Annotated in this window: 13 protein-coding genes; 6 read left to right on the top strand and 7 right to left on the bottom strand. The window is 65.9% G+C overall.

Annotated features, from left to right (window positions below):
- Positions 1-67: 67 nt before the first annotated feature.
- The 3 genes from AC2T4A_RS04985 to AC2T4A_RS04975 all read right to left on the bottom strand — a co-directional run bounded on the left by AC2T4A_RS04985 (position 68) and on the right by AC2T4A_RS04975 (position 3,069).
- Positions 68-1,033, bottom strand: coding sequence for an L-carnitine dehydrogenase (locus AC2T4A_RS04985; RefSeq protein ID WP_486742848.1), 966 nt, complete (start codon positions 1,031-1,033; stop codon positions 68-70).
- Positions 1,034-1,169: 136 nt separating this feature from the next.
- Positions 1,170-2,057, bottom strand: coding sequence for a 3-dehydrocarnitine:acetyl-CoA trimethylamine transferase CdhC (gene cdhC, locus AC2T4A_RS04980; protein WP_486742847.1), 888 nt, complete (start codon positions 2,055-2,057; stop codon positions 1,170-1,172).
- Between the two features lie 73 nt (positions 2,058-2,130).
- Positions 2,131-3,069 (bottom strand): choline ABC transporter substrate-binding protein, encoded by a 939-nt coding sequence (locus AC2T4A_RS04975; protein ID WP_416744184.1) that lies wholly within the window; start codon positions 3,067-3,069, stop codon positions 2,131-2,133.
- A gap of 223 nt (positions 3,070-3,292) precedes the next feature.
- On the opposite strand from AC2T4A_RS04975, the gene AC2T4A_RS04970 reads away from it, so the two are divergent.
- Both AC2T4A_RS04970 and AC2T4A_RS04965 read left to right on the top strand, forming a co-directional pair.
- On the top strand, positions 3,293-4,270 hold the full coding sequence (locus tag AC2T4A_RS04970; protein WP_486742846.1) for a GlxA family transcriptional regulator: 978 nt from the start codon (positions 3,293-3,295) through the stop codon (positions 4,268-4,270).
- A 195-nt stretch (positions 4,271-4,465) separates the two neighbouring features.
- Positions 4,466-4,936 (top strand): nuclear transport factor 2 family protein, encoded by a 471-nt coding sequence (locus tag AC2T4A_RS04965; protein WP_486742845.1) that lies wholly within the window; start codon positions 4,466-4,468, stop codon positions 4,934-4,936.
- A 201-nt stretch (positions 4,937-5,137) separates the two neighbouring features.
- Here AC2T4A_RS04965 and AC2T4A_RS04960 read toward each other — a convergent pair whose 3' ends face one another.
- From AC2T4A_RS04960 to AC2T4A_RS04945, 4 genes are all read right to left on the bottom strand, one after another.
- Complete coding sequence (locus AC2T4A_RS04960) at positions 5,138-6,766, bottom strand: GMC family oxidoreductase (RefSeq protein WP_486742844.1); 1,629 nt, start codon at positions 6,764-6,766, stop codon at positions 5,138-5,140.
- Between the two features lie 175 nt (positions 6,767-6,941).
- Positions 6,942-7,775: an ABC transporter ATP-binding protein gene (locus tag AC2T4A_RS04955; RefSeq protein ID WP_416744178.1), complete on the bottom strand. Its 834-nt coding sequence runs from the start codon at positions 7,773-7,775 to the stop codon at positions 6,942-6,944.
- Positions 7,763-8,569, bottom strand: a complete 807-nt coding sequence (locus tag AC2T4A_RS04950) for an ABC transporter permease (RefSeq protein ID WP_024764976.1) — start codon at positions 8,567-8,569, stop codon at positions 7,763-7,765. The genes AC2T4A_RS04955 and AC2T4A_RS04950 overlap by 13 nt, the downstream gene beginning before the upstream one ends.
- Before the next feature lie 57 nt (positions 8,570-8,626).
- Positions 8,627-9,601, bottom strand: a complete 975-nt coding sequence (locus tag AC2T4A_RS04945) for an ABC transporter substrate-binding protein (protein ID WP_416744176.1) — start codon at positions 9,599-9,601, stop codon at positions 8,627-8,629.
- Positions 9,602-9,920: 319 nt separating this feature from the next.
- Here AC2T4A_RS04945 and AC2T4A_RS04940 point away from each other — a divergent pair, with 319 nt between their 5' ends.
- The 4 genes from AC2T4A_RS04940 (at position 9,921) to AC2T4A_RS04925 (ending at position 15,827) form a co-directional block, all read left to right on the top strand.
- Positions 9,921-12,314 (top strand): carbohydrate-binding family V/XII, encoded by a 2,394-nt coding sequence (locus AC2T4A_RS04940; protein WP_486742843.1) that lies wholly within the window; start codon positions 9,921-9,923, stop codon positions 12,312-12,314.
- A 78-nt stretch (positions 12,315-12,392) separates the two neighbouring features.
- Positions 12,393-13,370, top strand: coding sequence for an AEC family transporter (locus AC2T4A_RS04935; RefSeq protein ID WP_416744390.1), 978 nt, complete (start codon positions 12,393-12,395; stop codon positions 13,368-13,370).
- Positions 13,371-13,727: 357 nt separating this feature from the next.
- Positions 13,728-15,032 (top strand): CitMHS family transporter, encoded by a 1,305-nt coding sequence (locus tag AC2T4A_RS04930; protein ID WP_416744172.1) that lies wholly within the window; start codon positions 13,728-13,730, stop codon positions 15,030-15,032.
- Positions 15,033-15,065: 33 nt separating this feature from the next.
- On the top strand, positions 15,066-15,827 hold the full coding sequence (locus AC2T4A_RS04925; RefSeq protein ID WP_416744171.1) for a TerC family protein: 762 nt from the start codon (positions 15,066-15,068) through the stop codon (positions 15,825-15,827).
- The last annotated feature ends 70 nt before the right edge of the window (positions 15,828-15,897 follow it).

Below are 15,897 nucleotides of genomic sequence, written 5' to 3'. Positions count from 1 at the left end.
ATGCCCTCACCCCAACCCTCTCCCAGGGGGAGAGGGGGCGGTTCGGAGCAGGTGGTGAACCGTGAGGTTAGTCGGCGAAGGCGAAGCCGTGCTTGGACTTGGTGTCCTTGATGGCGCCGAGCACCGCCAGCAGGCAGTCGTCGCGGTAGCGTTCCAGCTCGGCGATGCTGCGCGAGCCTTGCTGCTCGCTGGTGCCTTCCACCACGCGGTCGATCAGGGTGTCGGTCAGCTCCGGGGCCGGCAGGTAGGTCCAGGGCAATTGCAGCGCGGGGCCGAACTGGGCCATGAAGTGGCGCATCCCGGCGTTGCCGCCGGCCAGGGTGTAGGTGAGGAAGGTGCCCATGAACGACCAGCGCAGGCCGGCGCCGAAGCGGATGGCGTCGTCGATCTCGCCGGTGCTGGCGACGCCGTCGTTGACCAGGTGCAGGGCCTCGCGCCAGAGGGCTTCGAGCAGGCGGTCGGCGATGAAGCCGGGGACTTCCTTGCGCACATGCAGCGGCCGCATGCCGAGGGATTGGTAGACCTTGATCGCGGCCTGCACGGCTTCCGGCGCGGTCTTCGCACCGCCCACTACTTCCACCAGCGGCAGCAGGTACACCGGGTTGAACGGGTGGCCAACCACGCAGCGCTCGGGGTGCGTGGCGTCGGCGTAGAACTCGCTGGGCAGCAGGCCCGAAGTGCTGGAGCCGATCAAGGCGTTGGGCTTGGCGGCGGCGCTGATCTTGGCGTGCAGTTCGCACTTCAGGTCGAGGCGCTCGGGGGCGCTTTCCTGGATGAAGTCGGCGTCGCGCACGCACTCTTCGATGGTGGCGACGAAGCGCAAGCGTCCCTGCGAGGCGCCAGGGGCGAGGCCGGCTTTTTCCAACGCCGGCCAGGCATTGGCGATGCGCGCGCGCAGCGCGGCTTCGGCACCGGGGGCTGGGTCCCAGGCGATGACGTCGAGGCCGTGGGCCAGGGCACGGGCGACCCAGCCACTGCCGATGACGCCGCTGCCAAGGGCGGCGAAGGTTTTGATGTCGGTGATGAAGGACATGAATGGCTCCAACAAGAATGAGGATTACCTGTAGGAACGAGGGGGGCGCCTAGCCCTTGCTCGCGAACAACGCCAGCCGGCGACGACAGAGCTGGGCAGGTTCGCGAGCAAGCTCGCTCCTACGAAAGCGTCGCAGTCAGGTACGGGGTTTGAGGTTCATCTTCCTGCGCCCCTCGGCCGGGGTCAGGGCGCGGCCGCCCAGGCGCTCGATGATCTCGATAGCGCGTTCGACCAGTTGGCCGTTCGTGGCATGCACGCCACGGTCAAGCCAGATGTTGTCTTCCAGGCCGACCCGCACGTTGCCGCCCAACAGCATGGCCTGGGCGACCATGGGCATCTGCGCGCGGCCGATGCCGAAGCCGGCCCAGGTCAGGCCGTCGGGGATGTTGTCGGCCATGGCCTTCATGGTGGTGGTGTCGGCCGGGGCGCCCCACGGAATCCCCAGGCAGATCTGGATGAGCGGGTCTTCCAGCAGACCTTCCTTGAGCATCTGCCTGGCGAACCAGAGGTGCCCGGTGTCGAAGATTTCCAGCTCGGCCTTCACACCCAGCTCGGTGATGCGCTTGGCGCCCGCACGCAGCTGGGCCGGAGTGGAGACGTAGATGAAGTCGCCGTCGCCGAAGTTCAGGGTGCCGCAGTCCAGGGTGCAGATTTCCGGCAGCAGTTCCTCGACGTGCTTCAAACGCTCCAGCGGGCCGACCAGGTCGGTGCCGGCGCCGAACTCGAGCGGCTGTTCGCCCTGGCCGATCTGCAGGTCGCCGCCCATGCCGGCGGTGAGGTTGATGATGACGTCGGTGTCGCTCTCGCGGATGCGTTCGACCACTTCGCGGTAGAGCTTCACATCGCGGCTGGGCTTGCCGGTCTGCGGGTCGCGGACGTGGCAGTGGGCGACGGTAGCGCCGGCCTTGGCGGCCTCGATGGCGGCGGCGGCGATTTCCTTGGGGGTGACGGGAATCGCCGGGTGCTTGCCGACGGTGTCGCCGGCGCCGGTCACCGCGCAGGTGACAATGACTTCGTAATTCACGGTGGCAGTCCTTCTTCGGGTCGAACGAACCCACCGCGCGCCAGGCGACGCGCAGGGAGTTGCTGGTAGTGGGTTACTTCAGCGAGGCCTGGACGGCGGCGAGGCCATCCTTGCCATCGAAGGTGGTCACGCCGTCAAGCCAGGCCTTGAGCGGCTCGGGGTTCTGCTTCAGCCAGGCCTTGGCGGCGTCAACTGGCTGGCTGCGGTCGAGGATCGGCACCATCACCTGGCTGACCTGCTCGCTGCTGAACTTGAGGTTGTGCAGCAGCTTGGCGACGTTGCCGCACTGCGCCTGGTAGCCGCCGGCGGTCATGATGGAAACGGTGGCGGAGCCTTCGTTGGGGCCGAACACGTCGTCGCTGCCGGTGAGGTACTTCATGTCGATCTGCAGGTTCATCGGGTGCGGCTTCCAGCCGAAGAACACCACCCACTGCTTGCGCTTGATGGCGCGCTTGACCGCGGTGAGCATGCCGGCCTCGCTGGACTCGACGATCTGGAAGCCCTTCAGGCCGAACTTGTCGTCGGCGATCATCTTCGCGGTGATGCGGTTGGAACCGCTGCCGGGCTCGATCAGGTAGATCTTGTTGCCCAGCTTGTCCTTGAACTTGGCGATGTCGGCGAAGGTCTTCAGACCGCCGTCGTAGACGTAGGTCGGCACAGCGTAGGTGGATTGCGCGTCAGGCAGGGTCGGCGGGGTGATGACGTCGATCTGCTGCTTGTCGAGGTAGGGCTTGGCCACCGGTTGCATGGTTGGCTGCCAGTAGCCGAGGAAGACGTCGAGCTGCTTGTCGGCCATGCCGGCGAGGATGATCTGCTGCGAGGCGCTGGTCTGCTTGACCTTGTAGCCCAGGCCATCGAGCACGGCCTCGGCCACGGCGCTGCTGGCTACTACGTCGGTCCAGTTCACGCTGCCCATGCGCACGTTCTGGCACTGGGCGGGCTCGGCGGCCCAGCTGGTGCTGGCGGCGAGCAGGAGCGCGGCACAGCCGAGCGCTCGGATCGATAGCTTCATGACTTCTCCCTCAAGGCCTTTGCGGCGTTGGTTTTCGTTGTTGTAGGTCATGCGGCCCTCACGGGGGCTGGAGAACAAATTACGCAGGCGACGCGCCGGTGAATCGCACAGCGGCGACCAGCTCTTGCACAGCAGCGACCTCCCCGATTGCCAGGGCGACGTCCTTGGTTCATAAGCATGGGCAGGCTGCCACCCAGCTGCCCTCGATCGCACGGTACCCGCCATGTCCCAAGACTTCTGGTTCCTGCTGTTGCCCGGCTTTTCCGTGATGGGGTTCGTCTCCGCCGTGGAGCCGCTGCGGGTAGCCAACCGTTTTCGCGGCGAGTTGTACCGCTGGCACCTGATGAGCCTGGATGGAGGGCCGGTGCTGGCCAGCAACGGCATGTCGATGAACGCCGACAGCGGCCTGGAGGCCCTGCGCGAGGGCGACACGCTGCTGGTGGTGGCCGGCTTCGAACCGTTGCGTGCGTGCACCCCGGCGCTGCTGCACTGGCTCAAGCGCCAGGACCGCGAGGGCGTGACCTTGGGTGGCATCGATACCGGCAGCTTCGTGCTGGCCGAGGCCGGCCTGTTGCAGCGCCAACGCTGCACGGTGCACTGGGAGGCGCTGGACGCCTTCCGGGAAACTTATCCACAGGTGCAGGCGACCCAGGAGCTGTTCGAGATCGATGGGCCGCGCATCACTTCCGCTGGCGGCACTGCGTCCATCGACCTGATGCTCGACCTGATCGCCCAGGCCCATGGGCCGGAGCTTGCGGTGCAGGTGTCGGAGCAGTTCGTGGTCGGGCGTATCCGCAACCGGCAGGATCACCAGCGCCTGCAGGTCGCCAGCCGCTATGGGGTGAACAACCGCAAGCTGGTGCAGGTGATCGGCGAGATGGAGCGCCACACCGAGCCGCCGCTGACCACGCTGGAGCTGGCCGAGCGCATCCAGGTGACCCGGCGCCAGCTGGAGCGCCTGTTCCGCCTGCACCTGAACGACACGCCATCGAACTTCTACCTCGGCCTGCGCCTGGACAAGGCCCGCCAGCTGCTACGGCAGACCGACATGAGCGTGCTGGAGATCGGCGTGGCCTGCGGCTTCGAGACCCCCTCGTACCTGTCGCGCAGCTATCGGGCGAAGTTCGGGGTGTGCCCGAGCCAGGATCGGGTGGGGTTGCGCAAAGTCGTGGCCAAGCCCGTCACCCAGCACACCCTGTAGGAGCGAGCTTGCTCGCGAACGGAATCAACCGGCAGCGTTGGAGCTAGGTGGGTTCGCGAGCAAGCTCGCTCCTACAAACAGCAAAAGCATCGGCCGCGATTGGCAATATCTGTGGGATTACCGTCATTTACCCATCCGCAGGCCAGGCGGAGGATGAGCACCAGGTTCCTCACCCACTAAAATCAGGAGGCCACCATGAGCGAAGCCCGTCCCCCTCTCCCACCGTTCACCCGCGAAACCGCCATCCAGAAAGTCCGCCTCGCCGAGGACGGCTGGAACAGCCGCGACCCGCACCGCGTGTCGCTGGCCTATACGCCGGACAGCCGCTGGCGCAACCGCGCGACCTTTGTCCAGGGCCGCGAGCAGATCGTCCAGTTCCTCACCGCCAAATGGGTGCGCGAACAGCAGTACCGGCTGATCAAGGAGCTCTGGGCGTTCACCGATAACCGCATCGCCGTGCGCTTCGCCTACGAATGGTACGACGACTCGGGCAACTGGTTCCGCTCCTACGGCAACGAGAACTGGGCGTTCGACGAGAACGGCCTGATGTTCGAACGCCACGCCAGCATCAACGACCTGCCGATCAGCGAGGACGAGCGCCTGTTCCACTGGCCGCAGGGCCGCAGGCCGGACGATCATCCGTCGCTGAGTGACCTTGGGCTGTAGAGGGTTATCCACAGCATCGGATTGGCTGTTGCAGGAGTGGACTGTCCGCGACAGGTCCGCACCGCGCCGGGCGTCCGCTCCTGCGCGACTGGAAATCCCAGAGCCAGCCCTGTAGGAGCGAGCTTGCTCGCGAACCAGCCCGGCTCATGGAGTCGCCGGCTCAAACTGTTCGTGAGCAAGCTCGCTCCTACATGAAGCCGCTCAGGCCGGAACGGCCTGGGCGGGGACAGTGGAAGCGATGCGGCTGTCTTCCAGGATCATCGCCGCCGCGCGCTCGCCGAGCATGATGCAGGGTGCGTTGGTGTTGCCGCTGATCAGCGTCGGCATGATCGACGCATCCACCACGCGCAGGCCCTTCAAGCCATGCACCCGCAGGCGCAGGTCGACCACGGCCATCGCGTCCTCACCCATCTTGCAGGTGCCCACCGGGTGGAACACGGTGGCGGCGTATTCGCGCAGGTGTTCGAGCAGTTGCTCGTCGGTCTGCACCTGCGGGCCGGGTAGCATTTCGGCACCACGGATACTGTCGAACTCCGGCTGGGCGAGGATCTTGCGCGCCAGCTTCACACCTTCCACCAGCACGCGGCCGTCTTCCTCGTTGGCGAGGAAGTTGTAGTCGATCTCGATATCGCCGCCGGGCTTCACGCGCAGCTCGCCGATGCTCTTGGGGCGCAGCACACAGGTATGCACGGCGTAGCCATGACCCCACTCGAACAGGCGGCCACGGTGGCTGCGATAGCCGGGCACGAAGTGGAACTGCACGTCAGCCAGCGAATCGGCCAGCGGCGTACGGGCGAAGCCACCGGCCTCGACGTAGTTGGTGGTCAGCCAGCCCTTCTTCGCCAGCAGGTACTTGAACGGCGAGAGCAGGATCTGCGGCAGCGAGCCGAGGGAGAAGCCCAGGCTCAACGGGCTCGGCGAGCGCACGGTGACCAGGCCGTCGAGGTGATCCTGGAGGTTCTTGCCCACGCCCGGCAGGTCGTGTTTGACCGCGATGCCGGCGGCTTTCAACTCTTCACCCGGCCCGATGCCGGAAGCCAGCAGGATCTGCGGCGAGCCGAGGGAACCGGCCGACAGAATCACCTCGCGGCGCGCCAGCAGGCGTTCGCCGCTGCGCAGTTCGAGGCCGGTGACGCGCTCGCCTTCGAGCAGCAGGCGGCCGACCTGACGGTCGGTCAGTACGGTGAGGTTCGGCCGCTGCAGCGGCGCGACGAAGGCGCGGTAGCTGCTCAGGCGCTTGGCGTCCTTCTGGGTCACGTTGTAGATGCCGACCCCTTCGAACTCGCGGCCGTTGAAGTCATCGTTGCGGCGCAGGCCCAGGTGTTCGGCAGCCTTGATGAACAGGTGCGACAACGGGTTGGGGTCACGCGGCTTGTCCACCACCAATTCGCCCAGGGTGCCGTGCAGCGCCGGGTCCTGGCCGAGCAGGTTGCGTTCGGATTTCCTGAAGAACGGCAGCACGTCCTTCCAGCCCCAGCCGGGGCAGCCTTCGGCTTCCCAGCGGTCGTAGTCGGAGGCGTGGCCGCGGATGTAGATCATGCTGTTCATCGAGCTGGATCCGCCCAGGGCCTTGCCGCGCGGGCAATGCAGCTCGCGGTTGTTCAGACGCTTCTGCGGTGCGGAGTAGAAGTTCCAGCTGAAGATCTTGCTCTTGTACAGGGTGATGGTTCCGGCAGGCGTCTGCACGCGCGGGCTGGCATCACTGCCGCCGGCTTCCAGCAGGCAGACGCGCACCGACGGGTCGGCGCTCAGGCGGTTGGCCAGGACGCAGCCGGCGGAACCGGCGCCGACGATGAGGTAGTCGTAGGTGGAATCGTTGGAGGAGGACATGGGGGCTCCCTTTGAAGTGTTGCGTGAATGGTGGAGCGCCCTCACCCCAACCCTCTCCCGGAGGGAGAGGGGGCAATCCAAGTCAGCCGGCATGCACGGTGCTCATCGCGAGCACCGCAACAGCTCCCTCTCCCCTTGGGAGAGGGCTGGGGTGAGGGATAGCGGCGACGGGCTTTCAATGCGCCTCTTCCAGATCGTCGTGCAGCAGCCCGAGGATCTCGCGCTTCATCTCGATGAACTGGCGGTCCATGACCATGTCCAGCGAGCGCGGGCGCTCGATGGGCACGTCGAGGATGCGTTTGATGCGCCCTGGGCGCGCGCCCATGACGTAGACGCGGTCGCCCAGCAGGATGGCCTCGTCGATGTCGTGGGTGACGAACACCACAGTCTTCTTGCTGTGGTCCCACACGCGCAGCAGCAGTTGCTGCATCTGCATGCGGGTCTGACTGTCGAGGGCACCGAAGGGCTCGTCCATCAGCAGGATCTGCGGGTCGTTGGCCAGCGCGCGGGCGATCGCCACGCGCTGCATCATTCCGCCGGAAAGCTGCTTGGGGTAGTTGTTCTCGAAGCGGCGCAGGCCGACTTCGTCGAGGTAGTAGTCGACGATCTCGCGGCGCTCGGCCGCCGGCATGCCGCGACGCTTGAGGCCGAATTCGACGTTCTGGCGCACGGTGAGCCAGGGGAACAGGGTGTAGCTCTGGAACACCATGCCGCGGTCGGCGCCGGGGCCGTCCACCAGTTGCCCGCCGACGTAGATGTCGCCCTCGGTGGGCTCGGAGAGGCCGGCAGTGAGGTAGAGCAGGCTCGACTTGCCGCAGCCGGACGGGCCGACAATGACCGCGAACTGCTGGTCCGGTACTTCGAAGGAGACGTTCTCCAGCGCGCTGAAAGTGCCGCCGTCCGGCGTGCGGTAGCGCAGGCTGACGTTCTCCACCCGCAGGCGGGCCGGGCTGGCAGGTTGCTGACCGGTCACGGATTGTTCTTCCTGCTTGATCGCTACTGCGCCCATGACGCCACCTTCAGTCGAATGAATCGGAACAGTTGGTCGGTAATCAGGCCCAGCAGGCCGATGATGGCGATGGCCAGGAAGATCACGTCGACCTGGAAGCCGCGCATGGCCTTGAGGCTGATGTAGCCCAGGCCGCTGGAAGCAGCGACCAGTTCGGCGACCACCAGGTAGGTCCAGGCCCAGCCCATGGTCACGCGCAGGGTGTCGAGCACGCCGGGCAGCGAGGCCGGGCCGAGTACGTGGAGGACCACGTCGCGACGGTTGCAGCCCAGGGTGTAGGAGGCGTTGACCAGGTCCTTGGCGACGCCGCGGGAGACGTCGGCGATCATCACCAGTTGCTGGAAGAACACGCCGAAGATGATCACGGTGACGCGCTGTTCCAGGCCGATGCCGATCCACAGGATGAACAGCGGCACGAAGGAGGTCACCGGCAGGTAACGGATGAAGTTCACCAGCGGTTCGAGGAAGGCCTGGACGATGCGGAAGCTGCCCATCAGCAGGCCCAGCGGCACGGCCACCAGCGAGGAGATGATGAAGCCGATCATCACCACCTTGACGCTGGCCATCACGTGGGTGGCGAGGGTGCCATCACTGGCCAGGCGCACGCCGGCCGCGAGCACCGCGTCCGGGGTCGGCAGGAACATCGCCGGCACCACGCCGCCGTAGGAAAGCCCGGCCCACAGGCCGAACACGAGCAGCCAGCACAGGGTGCCGGCGGACCAGACCAGCTTCAACGGCAGGTCGACCTTGGGCGTCAGGCAACGGCTGAGCCAGGATTGCGAACGACGAGGCATCGCGGATTCCTCCAGGCGAGCGGCGCCAGGCCGCCCGCGGGGACAAGAGTGAGACGGTTACTCGGAGACGAAACGCGGGTCGACCAGGTCGTCGTAGCTGACTTCCAGGCGCTTGCCCTGCAGGCCGCTCCAGGTCTCGTTGGCGAGTCGGATCAGGCCCTTGATGTCGCCGGGCTTGCCGGGGGTGCCAATGAGCTGCTCGCTCATCGCCTTGTCGTAGAAGCGCACGCCCTTGGCGGCATCGGCCAGGGCCTTGGGATCGGAGAGGTAGCCGCCGACGCCCTTGGCCATGATGGCGTAGGCCTCGTCCGGGTGCTCCTTGGTGTACTGCACGGCCTTGTACAGGCCTTTCACCAGGGCCTTCACGTCCTCGGGCTGCTTCTCGATGACGTCGCAGTTGAGGGCGACTACGTCGACGATCACGCCGGGGGTGGTGGAGCTGTCCACCAGCACCTTGCCCTGCTGCTTCTCGCGGACCAGCGAGAGATGCGGCTCCCAGGTCACGGCGGCGGGTACGCGGCCGGCGATGAAGGCGCTGGCGGCATCATCGGCGGTCATGTTCTGCACCTTGATGTCGCTCATGCTCATGCCGGCGTGCTTGAGCAGGTAGGCCAGCCAGAACTGCGAGACGGAGCCTTCGTTGACCGCCACTTCCTGGCCCTTGAGCTGGGCCAGCGAGGTGACGTCCTTGCCCACCAGCACGCCGTCGCCGCCATGGCTGTCGTCCAGCGCGGCCACGGCCTTGAAGCAGAACTTGGGCCGGTACTTGAGGATTTCGTCGATGGTGGAGGCCGAGCCGGAGAGCTGGCCGGAAGCCTGGGCCGCCATGTACATCGAGGCTTCCTCGATGGTGGTCAACTGCAGGTCCAGGCCCTGTTCCTTGAAGTAGCCCAGGTCGCGGGCGAGGTACAGGGTGCCGTAACCGACCCAGGTGGTGTGGCCGATGGACAGGGTGCCGGCCTGCGCGCCGGAAACGGCGGCGAGAGCCAGGGCGGAACACGCGATGGAACGCACGAGCAAGGACTTGATCATGAAGCACTCCCACAGCCGTTTGGCTTTTGTTGTTGATTTACTGCGGCAGTGGCCAGGAGGCCGGTAAAACCGGGACATGGGCGGCATCGAGCTCTTTGGCTCTGCGTCTGAAGGCTTTGTCTCGCGACATGTCTGACAGGCCGATGGTGGCCGAAGCGGGAGGCTCGGAAAATTATTAAATATGTCGTTGCGCCATAAGAAAAAGCTGCCTTGCGGGCAAAACTGCACCAGCATGGCGCAGGGGAGAGCTCGGGGCCGCGCGGGTTGTTCCGCGCTGCACTAAGGTTGAACGCAGCTCTCCTCAAGGAAGGTTTCCAGCATGGCTTTACGTCCCGTTCTGTCGGCCCTGGCGTTCGCCATCGGGCTATCGCTGCACCCTGCTCTTTCCTTCGCCGCCGATCCCCAGGCCCCGGCCGTCACCGAGCTGAAATGGCCGCGGGATTTCGCCCTGGGCGAACAGCACGTGCAGATCTTCCAGCCGCAGATCGAGGGCTGGGACGGAACCCGCATGAGTGGCCGCGCGGCCATCGCCATCGGGCCCGCCAACGGCGCACCGACCTACGGCGTGGCGCAGTTCTCCGCCGCTGCCGCCATCGACAAGGCCACGGGGCTGGTGCAACTCACCGACCTGCGCATCGACAAGGTGGAAGTGCCCACTGCCCCGGACAGCGCCGGCAATGTGCGCGACGCGCTGGTGGCGCGTTTGCCCAAGGACGGCCTGACTGTCTCCCTCGATGAGCTGCAGGCCAGCTACGCGGTGAACCAGCAACTCGATCAGCTGCGCCATGTGGACGTGAAGAACGACGCGCCGCAGATCGTCTTCGCCGCGACGCCGACCGTGCTGGTGATGATCGACGGCCAGCCGAACTGGCAGGCCCTGCCGGGCAGCGACTTCCAGCGCGTGCTCAACAGCCGCGTGTTGATCCTGCGCGACGCACAGGGCAACCACTACCTCAATGCCGCCGGCAACTGGTACACGGCCCAGGCGCTGGATGGCAGCTGGCTGGTGCTGAGCCAGCCACCCAAGGCGCTGCTCAACGCGCAGCAGGTGGCGGAGAAAGCCGGTCCGGTGGACGCGTTGCTGCCCAAGGACGGCAAAGTGCCGGGCAAGGCGCCTGCGATCCTGGTAGCGACCCGCCCCACCGAGCTGATCGTCAGCGACGGCACCGCACAGATGCAGCCGGTGGACGGCGTCAGCCTGCTGACGATGCAGAATGCCGACCACGCGGTGTTCGTCGATCCAACCCACAACACCTGGTACGTGCTGCTCTCCGGACGCTGGTTCAGTGGCCCCGGCGAGAAGGGACCATGGCAGTTCGTCGAGGGCAAGGACCTGCCCGCCGATTTCGCCAGGATCTCGCCCAAGGACCCGAAGGCCAACGTGCTGGTCTCGGTGCCCGGCACTCCTCAGGCCAAGGAAGCAGCCATCGCGGCGAGCATCCCGCAAACCGCCTCGGTCTCGCGCAGCAAGGCAACCATGAAGGTCAGCTACGACGGCGCGCCCAGCTTCCAGCCCATCAGCGGCACCAACCTGCAGTACGCGGTGAACACACCGACGCCGGTGATCGAGGTCGCGCCCAACCAGTTCTTCGCCGTCACCAACGGCGTCTGGTTCGTCGCCCCCAGCCCCACCGGCCCGTGGCAGGTGGCGACCGAGGTGCCGGCGGAGATCTACGGCATCCCGCCCAGCTCGCCGGTGTACTACGTGACCTATGTGCACATCTACTCGGTCAATCCGCAGACGGTAGTGGTGGGCTACACGCCCGGCTACCTGGGCGTGGTGGTGAACAGCGACGGCACGGTGGTCTATGGCACCGGCTACACCTACCCGGCCTACGTCAGCCAGACCGTCTACTACGGCTATCCACCCACCTACGGCTACGGCGCGGGCTTTGCCGTGGGCGCTCTGACCGGCTTCGCCTTCGGTTACGCGGCGGGCGCCTACTGGGGGTCTGCGGAGCCCTACTGGGGCCCGTACTGGGGCCCCTATCCGCACGGCGGCTGGAGCTACGCCAACGTGAACCAGGCGAACTTCTACGGCCGCTGGGGCCAGGGCACTGTGACCCACGCCTACGGCTACAACGGCTGGACCGGTACCCAGTGGCAGGGCAGCTCGGCGGTGGGCTACAACCCGCGCACCGGTACGCACTTCCAGGGCGCCCAGGGTTCGGCCTTCAATCCCTACACCGACGAGGGCGCGGCCGGGCGGCGCGGGGCTTACTCCAACGCGTCCACCGGCATGTCCGGCGCAGGCCGCGGCGGTGTCGCCTACGACGCCGACAGCGGTGACTTCAAGGCTGGCCAGCAGGGTATCCAGCACAACGCCCAGACCGGTCGCACCACCATCGCCGAGCGAGGCGTCTCCGGCGACGTGGACGATGGCCGCGGCAGCTACGACAAGCAGAACCAGGGCGTCAGCTACAACCGCCGCACCGGCAATGCGGTGGCCTGGAAGAACGGCGACGTGTATGCCGGCCACGACGGCAACGTCTATCAGCACACCGACAGCGGCTGGCAGCAGCACACCAGCAACGGATGGCAGCCGGTTCAACAGAACCAGGCCAACGTCCGCAGCCAGTTGGACCAGCAGTACCAGTCGCGCCAGGTCGGCCAGCAACGCTTCGGCCAGACCCAGCGCCAATGGGGCGGCGGCGGCTTCGGTGGCGGGCATTTCGGCGGTGGCCACTTCGGCGGAGGCGGTTTCCGTCGCTGACTCTGTGGACAAGGTTTTCCACAGCGGCTGCGTCTGTGGAAAACCGCTTCAGGCAGCGTGAAAGCTTATCCACACGCCTTGCCCTTCCCCGCGCGCCCTCGGCAAGATGCCTGCCTCCACCACCCTCTTGGGGTTACCGTGACCGCTCTGTTCCAGGCCCTCTGGCCGTTGTTCGCGCTGATCGTCGGCGGCTTCGTGCTGCGCCGCAAAGGCTTTCCCGGCGACGCCTTCTGGCCCGCTGCGGAGCGGCTCAACTACTTCATCCTGTTCCCCGCGCTGCTGGCCAGCAGCCTGGCCAGCGCACCGCTGAACGATCCCGGCCTCGCCCGTCAGGCGTTGGCAGTCATGCTGGGCCTGGGCGTCGCCTGGGTCGCCCTGCTGATCGTCAAGCGCCTGCGCGGCTGGAACGCCGCGCGTTTCGGCGCTATTGCCCAGGGCGTGCTGCGCTTCAACACCTACCTGGGCCTCGCCGCTGTCGGCAGCCTTTACGGCAAGCCGGGACTGACCCTGGCCGCGCTGATGCTGGCGCTGATGGTACCGACGGTGAACGTGATGTCGGTCTGGGCGCTGACCGCCGAACGCGGCATCAGCCTGCGTTCCCTGCTGCTGCCCATCGTGAAGAACCCGCTGATCCTCGCCTGCGTCGCTGGCGCCCTGCTCAACGTGACGGGCATTGGAATGCCCGGCGGCACTGACCGGCTGTTCAACCTGCTGGCGGTAGCCAGCCTGCCGCTGGGCCTGCTCTGCGTGGGCGCCGCCCTGCAGCCGCAGGAACTGCGCGCAGAAGTCTCGGCGCTGGGCTGGAACTGCGCGATCCGCCTGCTGGCCATGCCGCTGCTGGCCTTCGCCATCGCCCGCCTGCTGGCGCTGCCGCCGCTGGAAAGTGCCCTGCTGGTGATGTTCTTCGCGCTACCCACAGCCCCGACTGCCTATGTGCTGACCCGCCAGTTGGGCGGCGAGAGCGGGCTGATGGCCGGGATCATCACCCTGCAGACCTTGCTCGCCGGCGCCAGCCTGCTGGTGGTGATGGGGGCGATCCAGGCGCTGGGCTCCTGATGCCGTCCACCGCGACTGGATTGAACCTGTAGGAGCGAGCTTGCTCGCGAACTTGCAGCACGCTGGTCACTTATTCACAGGAGATGTTCGTTATTCGCGAGCCAGCTCGCTCCTACCGCTCCTACAAAGACGCACCGATCAGCGGTCATCGACTGCGAAAGCCTGCTGAAAGCTTGACCCCCTAGCATCGCCGCCTCGGTCCTCCCGGCCGGACCTGCGTTCGCGCAGCGTACAAAAACAACAATCGGTGATCGCCCATGCCCCGCTTCCTGTCCCTATCCGCCCCGACTCCGTCCGCTCCGCGCGTACTTATCCACAGCCGCTGCTAATCCTTCGCGCCGACCCGGAGTTATCCCCATGCTGACTTTCCTCGCCTTCGCCATGGTGGCGACCTTCATGTTCCTGATCATGACCAAGCGGCTCTCGGCGCTGATCGCGCTGATCCTGGTCCCGATCGCCTTCGCCCTGCTCGGCGGATTCGCCAAGGGCCTGGGGCCGATGATGCTGGACGGCATCCGCACCCTGGCGCCGACCGGCGTGATGCTGATGTTCGCCATCCTCTACTTCGCCATCATGATCGACTCCGGGCTGTTCGACCCCGCGGTGCGGCGCATCCTCAGGCTGGTCAAGGGCGACCCTCTGAAGGTGTCGATGGGCACCGCCGCGCTGGCGATGATCGTCTCGCTGGATGGCGACGGCTCGACCACCTACATGATCTGCGTCGCCGCCGTGCTGCCACTCTACAGCCGGCTGGGCATGAGCCCGCTGCTGATGGCCTGCCTGATCATGCTCTCCAGCGGCGTACTGAACATGACACCCTGGGGCGGCCCCACCGCCCGTGCGGCCAGCGCGCTGCACGTGGACCCGGCAGACATCTTCGTGCCAATGATCCCGGCCATGCTCGCCGGCATCGCGGCGATCTTCGGCCTGGCCTGGGTCTACGGCAAACGCGAGCGCGCCCGCCTGGGCGAGCTGCACCTGCCCACCGACCACGAGGCCATGGCGGAAGTGAGCGTGTCGCAGTATCCCGAGGCACGTCGACCGCACCTGCTGTGGTTCAACGCGGTGCTCACGGTGGTTCTGATGGGGACCCTGATCGCCGGCCTGTTGCCCATGCCAGTTCTCTTCATGATCGCTTTCGGTATCGCGATGATCGTGAACTATCCCTGCATCCTGGAGCAAAAGAAGCGCATTGGCGCCCATGCCGAGAACGTTCTCGCGGTGGTCTCGCTGATCTTCGCCGCTGGCGTGTTCACCGGGATTCTTTCCGGAACGGGCATGGTCGAAGCCATGTCCAAGAGCCTGCTGGCGGTGATCCCGCCGGCACTCGGGCCGTACCTGGCGACCATCACGGCACTGGTGAGCATGCCGTTCACCTTCTTCATGTCGAATGACGCTTTCTACTATGGCGTGCTCCCGGTACTCTCGCAGGCCGCCGCGCAGTACGGCATCAGCCCCGTGGAAATGGCCCGCGCCTCCATCGTCGGCCAGCCGGTGCACCTGCTCAGCCCACTGGTGCCGTCCACCTACCTGTTGGTGGGCCTGGCCAAGGTGGACTTCGGCGACCACCAGCGCTTCACCCTCAAGTGGGCCGTGCTGGTGTGCCTGGCGATCCTGGCCGCAGCCCTGCTGCTGGGCCTGTTCCCCCTGTTCAATCAATGAATGGCTTAACGACTGACTTCGAGTACCGATTAAATGGAATGGCTCACCAGCCCTGAAATCTGGATTGCGTTCTTCACCCTGACTGCCCTGGAGATCGTCCTGGGCATCGACAACATCATCATGATTTCCATCCTGGTCGGCCGCATGCCCAAGCACATGCAGCCGCGCACGCGCTTCTTCGGGCTGGCGCTGGCGATGGTCACGCGCATCCTGCTGCTGCTCTCGATCACCTGGGTGATGCGCCTCACCGCGGACCTGTTCCACGTGTTCGGCCAGGGCATCTCCGGGCGCGACCTGATCCTGTTCTTCGGCGGGCTGTTCCTCCTGTGGAAAAGCAGCAGCGAGATCTTCCACGGCCTGGAAGGCGAAGACGAAACCGAGGACGAACCCAAGAGCGTGATGGGCGGCTTCCTCGGCACCATCATCCAGATCGCCATCATCGACATCGTGTTCTCGCTGGACTCGGTGATCACCGCCGTGGGCATGGTCTCCAACGTGCCGGTGATGGTTGCGGCGATCATCGTCGCGGTGCTGGTGATGATGCTGTGCGCCGGCGCCATCAGCGACTTCATCGACAAGCACCCGTCGCTGAAGATGCTGGCACTGTCCTTCCTCATCGTGGTCGGCACTGTGCTGATCGCCGAAGCCTTTGAAGTCCACGTGCCCAAGGGCTACGTCTACTTCGCCATGGCCTTCTCGCTGGCGGTGGAAGCCCTGAACATCCGCATGCGCACCGCGCGCGGGAAGAAGGACGTGGACCCGGTAAAACTGCGCAAGGACATTCCGGGCCAATAGTCTGCAAGAGCTATCCACAGGCACACTGTGAAGAAACAAAAAGCCGGGCTATCCACAGCCCGGCTTTTTA

The organism is Pseudomonas sp. PVC-3-1 (genome assembly GCF_057444315.1).
Note: the sequence above shows the minus strand (reverse complement) of the source record. Positions and strands in the feature narration are given on the sequence as shown.

Bases quoted from the DNA above. Each gene is read 5' to 3' on its own strand.
- AC2T4A_RS04985 (WP_486742848.1), bottom strand. From the start codon at position 1,033: ATGTCCTTCATCACCGACATCAAAACCTTCGCCGCCCTTGGCAGCGGC.
- AC2T4A_RS04975 (WP_416744184.1), bottom strand. From the start codon at position 3,069: ATGAAGCTATCGATCCGAGCGCTCGGCTGTGCCGCGCTCCTGCTCGCC.
- AC2T4A_RS04970 (WP_486742846.1), top strand. From the start codon at position 3,293: ATGTCCCAAGACTTCTGGTTCCTGCTGTTGCCCGGCTTTTCCGTGATG.
- AC2T4A_RS04965 (WP_486742845.1), top strand. From the start codon at position 4,466: ATGAGCGAAGCCCGTCCCCCTCTCCCACCGTTCACCCGCGAAACCGCC.
- AC2T4A_RS04960 (WP_486742844.1), bottom strand. From the start codon at position 6,766: ATGTCCTCCTCCAACGATTCCACCTACGACTACCTCATCGTCGGCGCC.
- AC2T4A_RS04955 (WP_416744178.1), bottom strand. From the start codon at position 7,775: ATGGGCGCAGTAGCGATCAAGCAGGAAGAACAATCCGTGACCGGTCAG.
- AC2T4A_RS04950 (WP_024764976.1), bottom strand. From the start codon at position 8,569: ATGCCTCGTCGTTCGCAATCCTGGCTCAGCCGTTGCCTGACGCCCAAG.
- AC2T4A_RS04945 (WP_416744176.1), bottom strand. From the start codon at position 9,601: ATGATCAAGTCCTTGCTCGTGCGTTCCATCGCGTGTTCCGCCCTGGCT.
- AC2T4A_RS04940 (WP_486742843.1), top strand. From the start codon at position 9,921: ATGGCTTTACGTCCCGTTCTGTCGGCCCTGGCGTTCGCCATCGGGCTA.
- AC2T4A_RS04930 (WP_416744172.1), top strand. From the start codon at position 13,728: ATGCTGACTTTCCTCGCCTTCGCCATGGTGGCGACCTTCATGTTCCTG.
- AC2T4A_RS04925 (WP_416744171.1), top strand. From the start codon at position 15,066: ATGGAATGGCTCACCAGCCCTGAAATCTGGATTGCGTTCTTCACCCTG.